The 5,441-nt window shown below is 49.7% G+C and carries 4 protein-coding genes and 2 rRNA genes; all 6 read right to left on the reverse strand.

The features are described from left to right. Positions 1-81, reverse strand: a 23S ribosomal RNA gene (locus tag I8U17_RS17550); the annotation flags it as partial. A 339-nt stretch (positions 82-420) separates the two neighbouring features. Continuing rightward, the gene (locus I8U17_RS17555; RefSeq protein WP_033102325.1) at positions 421-2,085 is read right to left on the reverse strand and encodes a glycerol-3-phosphate dehydrogenase/oxidase; all 1,665 of its coding nucleotides are present in this window, start codon (positions 2,083-2,085) and stop codon (positions 421-423) included. A 109-nt stretch (positions 2,086-2,194) separates the two neighbouring features. Next, positions 2,195-3,694 carry a glycerol kinase GlpK gene (gene glpK, locus I8U17_RS17560; protein WP_198056610.1) on the reverse strand — a complete coding sequence of 500 codons (1,500 nt, stop codon included), beginning with the start codon at positions 3,692-3,694 and terminating at the stop codon, positions 2,195-2,197. Positions 3,695-3,711: 17 nt separating this feature from the next. Further along, the gene (locus I8U17_RS17565) at positions 3,712-4,425 is read right to left on the reverse strand and encodes an MIP/aquaporin family protein (protein WP_198056611.1); all 714 of its coding nucleotides are present in this window, start codon (positions 4,423-4,425) and stop codon (positions 3,712-3,714) included. Positions 4,426-4,639: 214 nt separating this feature from the next. Next, on the reverse strand, positions 4,640-5,191 hold the full coding sequence (locus tag I8U17_RS17570) for a glycerol-3-phosphate responsive antiterminator (RefSeq protein ID WP_033102322.1): 552 nt from the start codon (positions 5,189-5,191) through the stop codon (positions 4,640-4,642). A gap of 182 nt (positions 5,192-5,373) precedes the next feature. After that, positions 5,374-5,441, reverse strand: a 16S ribosomal RNA gene (locus I8U17_RS17575); the annotation flags it as partial.

The raw sequence follows: 5,441 nt of genomic DNA on the forward strand, positions 1-5,441 counted from the left end.
CCGAGGCATATCGGTGTTCGCCCCGTCCTTCATCGGCTCCTGGCGCCAAGGCATCCACCGTGTGCCCTTAGTAGCTTAACCTGCTACGGTTTCTCTCCCAGTGATGCAATTTGACGAATGACCATTTCGTCATTTGCCTTATTCCTTATCTTATTTTCAAGGTGCGTTCTCTTCGTTGCGCCGGTCATTGCGGCGACAAGAAATAATATATCACGGGTAACATCATATTGCAACCCTTTTTTTATATTTTTTCTCCGCAAAGAAAATTCATCCCAAACGGAAATCAATCCTAAATCGGAAAACCTTGCAAAGCCGGGCAGTTTAACATTCCCGCACCGATTCCCCGAAGTAAAATCACATTTTCCACCAAAAAAAAGCAACGCCCGATGGAGTACGAAACCCCACCGATGGCGCTGCCTGTCAAGAGTTTACCGTTTCAGTGGCTATGATGATCGCCTCTTCCAACTCGTCTGCATAAGTCTCCATTTGCGATTGACTCCATCCCAATTTCTCTTTCATCAAAGTTAACACGGGTTCTTTCCACTCTTTCACCCAATTGATATCAAAGAACATGCTGCCTGTACGGCGAATGAAATAATCCACCGGCTTGGCAACCGATTCCTGCTCGATCCCGTACATGACCGTGGCATAAACCGCCGGCAAAAGCCCAAAATGCTGCGCTTCTTGCCGCCCTCTCCCGACCCAGGCAAAAACTTCATCTACATTGGAACCATACAGCTTCACCAGACGCAGTGATTCTTCCGATGTGAGGCCGATGTCGATTCCCTGTTGCTGTTTTTGTGCCAAAAAAGTGCGCCACCCTTGCGAACCGCCCACTTCCCCTCCGGATATGGCAATCCGCTCCGTCTGGCATCCCGGGTAGGATTTGCCTGTCTCTTTTTTTAACTCTTTGGCGATCAAATCAACCACTTTTTCCGCCATCTTGCGGTATCCGGTCAGTTTTCCGCCGGCAATGGTGATCAATCCTGTCGCTGAACGGAAGATTTCGTCCTTTCTCGAGATTTCCGAAGGGGATTTTCCCTCTTCATGGATGAGCGGGCGAATTCCTGCCCAGAACGCTTCAACATCCCCTTTGGTCAACTGGATTTCCGGAAACATGTGATTCACAGCCCGAATGAGATAATCGCGGTCTTCCTCGGTCACACGCGGGTTAACCAGATCATTGTGATAATCGGTATCCGTCGTTCCGATATAGGTTTTGCCGTCACGCGGAATGGCAAACACCATGCGCTGATCCGGAGTATCAAAATAAACCGCCTGCCTCAGCGGGAATCGTTTCTGATCGACAACGAGATGGACACCTTTGGTCCAGTGAATGGTTTTCCCTTTCTTCGATCCGTCCATTTCCCGCAGTTCGTCAACCCAGGGACCGGTCGCATTCACGATTTTTTTTGCTTTCAGCCGGAAAGTTTCATCAGTCAGCAGATCCCGGACCAGAACGCCCGTCAGTTTCCCGCCTTCATAGCACAGCTCTTCCGCTTTCATGTAGTTAAATGCCTTCGCTCCGAGGCTGACCGCTTTTTTCAGCACTTCCAGGGTCAGACGGGCGTCATCCGTCCGGTACTCGACGTAGTACCCCGCTCCTTTTAAATCCTCTTTGCGCAAAAGCGGCTCCATTTGAAGCGCTTCTTCTTTGGACAACATCCTGCGTCGTTCACTCTTTTTTACCCCTGCCAGAAAATCATATACCTTTAACCCGACTGATGTGGCAAATTTGCCAAGCGACCCGCCGGGAATAATCGGGAGCAGCATCCATTCCGGGGTCGTCACATGCGGTCCGTTTTCATAAACAATTGCCCGCTCTTTGCCGACCTCGGCCACCAGACCGACTTCGAGCTGTTTTAAATAGCGAAGTCCTCCATGTACGAGCTTGGTTGAACGGCTGGAAGTGCCGGCAGCAAAGTCCTGCATCTCAATGACAACCGTTTCGATTCCCCGGGACTGGGCATCCAAAGCAATCCCCGCCCCGGTGATTCCTCCTCCGATGACAAGCAGATCCAGTTGTTTTCCTGCCAATTCCGTTTGCAAACGACTGCGTTCTTTCACCGTAAAAGGTATCGCCATTTTGGTTCTCCTCCTTTTGATAAAAAGAAAAACCACATAAACCCTATGTGCCAACACATAAGGTCATGTGGTTTTCTCCTGTTCTCCGCCAACTATTAACTTGTATGGATTAATCGAGTTTAAATGCTCGCGTAGCTTCTACTGCCTTTACCCAACCATTATACAATTTATTGCGGGAATTGTCATCCATTTTCACATTAAAGGTGCGGTCAATCGCCCAATGATCCGCGATCTCCTGTTTATTGTTCCAAAATCCAACCGCCAATCCTGCCAAATATGCTGCTCCCAACGCCGTTGTTTCCAGGACAATCGGCCGTTCAACCGGTACACCGAGAACATCGCTCTGGAATTGCATTAAAAATCCATTGGCAGTGGCTCCGCCGTCAACGCGCAGTTTTTTCAGGCGAATCCCGGAATCGGCCTCCATTGCAGTCAATACATCTTTGGTCTGGTATGCCAGTGATTCCAATGTGGCCCGGATGAAATGTTCCTTGGAAGTGCCGCGGGTCAAACCGAATACGGCACCGCGCGCATCGGAATCCCAATACGGGGTTCCCAGACCCACAAAAGCGGGAACCACATACACTCCGTTTGTCGAAACCACCTTAACCGCTAAGTCCTCCGATTCCGCCGCTGTTTGAATCAGTTGCAACCCGTCACGAAGCCACTGGACAGCCGAACCAGCGATAAAAATGCTTCCCTCCAGGGCATATTCCACTTTTCCGTCGATCCCCCAAGCAATGGTGGTCAATAATCCATGCTTGGAGCGAACCGCCTTGCTGCCCGTGTTCATCAACATAAAACAACCGGTTCCGTAAGTGTTTTTCGCCATCCCCTGCTCAAAACAGGCCTGCCCGAACAGCGCCGCCTGCTGATCGCCGGCAATTCCGGAAATCGGCACCTCTTTCCCGAAAAATACATCGGGATGGGTCACGGTATAAACTTCCGAGGAAGAACGGACTTCCGGCAACATGGCGGCAGGGACAGTCAAAATCTCCAATAACGCGTCATCCCACTTCAGGTCATGGATATTATACATCAGGGTGCGCGAAGCATTGGTATAATCCGTTATATGGGCTTTTCCCCCGGAGAGTTTCCAGACAAGCCAGCTGTCAATAGTTCCAAACAACAGATCCCCTTTTTCCGCTTTTGCCCGCGCACCGTCCACCTGGTCCAAAATCCATTTCACTTTGGTACCGGAAAAATATGCGTCGATCAAAAGACCCGTTTTGTCCCGGAATACCTCCTGATAACCCTCTTCCATCAGTTCAGCGCAAATCCCGGCCGTTTGGCGTGATTGCCACACAATCGCATGGTAGACCGGTTCCCCCGTATGCCGGTCCCAGACAACGGCGGTTTCCCGCTGATTGGTGATCCCGATCGCTGCGATCTCGTCTGCATGAGCTCCGGCTTTTTGCAAGACCTCTGCGATGACTTGACGAACCGAATCCCAGATCTCCACCGCATCATGTTCCACCCAGCCCGGTTGCGGAAAATACTGAGTAAATTCTTTTTGCGCCATTTCTTTGATCCGGCCTTGGCGATCAAACAAAATCGCTCTGGAACTGGTTGTTCCCTGATCAATGGCAAGTACGTATTTCTTTTTCATTCCTGTTCACCTCTCCTTTATTGGAACAACACGACAAAGCTCAATGCCGCAATCAACGCACCGACAACCGGCCCGACAACCGGAATCCAGGCATATCCCCAATCAGAGTGCCCTTTTCCGGCAATCGGCAGGAGAGCATGAGCCAATCGCGGTCCAAGATCACGCGCAGGATTTATTGCATATCCCGTCGTTCCGCCGAGTGACATCCCAATCGAGACAATCAGGAATCCAACCACCAGCGTCTGCAAGCCGTCGGCAAACACAATTCCCTTGGCTCCGAAGCCCAATAAGGCAAAGACCAATACAAATGTGCCGATCACTTCGGACAGGAAATTGAAAAACGGGCTGCGGATGGCCGGACTAGTGCAGAAAACATTCCGTTTCGCCTCGGCATCATCCGTGACCTTCCAATGTGGATAATAGAAAAGCCAAACAAGCACGGCCCCCAAAAAGGCACCGATCATCTGGGCCACGATCATTCCGCCCACCTCAGACCAGGGGAGTTTCCCGGCCATGGCAAACCCGATCGTAACCGCAGGGTTGAGATACGCACCGCTGACATGGCCGACCAGATAAGCGGGAACCATCACCGCCAATCCCCACCCTAATGTAATGACAACCCAACCTGCGTTTTGCGCCTTGGACCGGTTTAAGACAACCCCGGCCACAACGCCATCCCCCAATAAGATCAAGATCATTGTCCCGATTAATTCAGCTGCAAAATGAGACATATCCATCCTCCCCTGGCGTTTTATTACTCGTAATACTCAGAAAAATAGTTCATAAATAAAAAGAATCACTAAAATTCCTCTTTTCCTTCCGCGGTAGAAAAGAAGGTTTAGTGACTCTCCAAAACTCATGTCTGTTATTAACTTGGTCGGGTTCAAGGGTGTGTAAGCGTTCACAATTCCATTTTAAAATATGAACATACATTTTTCAATACTTTTATTTATATTCCCATAGATTTTGGCTTGATGTCGTCACTGCTTCCGCCCCCGCTTCCAATGCTTCTCTCACCTCTTGTCTCGTTCGGATCAACCCTCCAGCCAAAATGGGAATCCCGGTATTTTCCCTTACCTCCCTGATGATATGGGGAATCACCCCGGGCAATACCTCGATATAATCGGGCTGCGATGTTTTCAACAGCCGATAGCTGGTTTCCAGGGCGTGGGTATCCAGAAGAAACACGCGCTGAATGGCGATTAACGACTTTTTCTTTGCCACTTGGACTACCGGTGTGCGCGTGGAAATCAGACCGGCGGGTTTTATCACCTGGCACAGGAACTCGGCGGCATATTCATCGCTTTTCAACCCCTGGATCAAATCGACATGCAACAAAACCTGTTTTTGATATCGGTTTGCCAATTTCATCAGCGATGGCAGCTGGGCTACATGGGAATCCAGTAAAATAATGGTTTGAAACCGGCTGTTCATCATTTTCTCAAAATCTTTAATACTCTTTGCCGCCGGCAAGATCTTTTGCTTTCCCAAACGCATTCAGTTTCCCTCCTGCTCAGATCAAATCCCTTTTCTTGGTGATTCCATCATACCATGAAATAAGAAAAACCCCCTCAGCCAACCAGGCAAAAAGGGGGTTAAAGTGTTCCCTGAAAACTAAAGAGTGAGTAAGGCATGACCCGAGAAGTATCGGTTCATTTGCTCTGTGAAGAGCTCCTTAGAAAGGAGGTGATCCATCCCCACCTTCCGGTAGGGATACCTTGTTACGACTTCACCCCAATCATCTGCC

Source organism: Thermoactinomyces sp. CICC 10521 (genome assembly GCF_016055135.1).
Classification (GTDB): domain Bacteria; phylum Bacillota; class Bacilli; order Thermoactinomycetales; family Thermoactinomycetaceae; genus Thermoactinomyces_A; species Thermoactinomyces_A daqus.

Coding starts and splice junctions, on each gene's coding strand:
- I8U17_RS17555 (WP_033102325.1), bottom strand. CDS start 2,085: ATGGCGATACCTTTTACGGTGAAAGAACGCAGTCGTTTGCAAACGGAA.
- glpK (WP_198056610.1), bottom strand. CDS start 3,694: ATGAAAAAGAAATACGTACTTGCCATTGATCAGGGAACAACCAGTTCC.
- I8U17_RS17570 (WP_033102322.1), bottom strand. CDS start 5,191: ATGCGTTTGGGAAAGCAAAAGATCTTGCCGGCGGCAAAGAGTATTAAA.
- I8U17_RS17565 (WP_198056611.1), bottom strand. CDS start 4,425: ATGTCTCATTTTGCAGCTGAATTAATCGGGACAATGATCTTGATCTTA.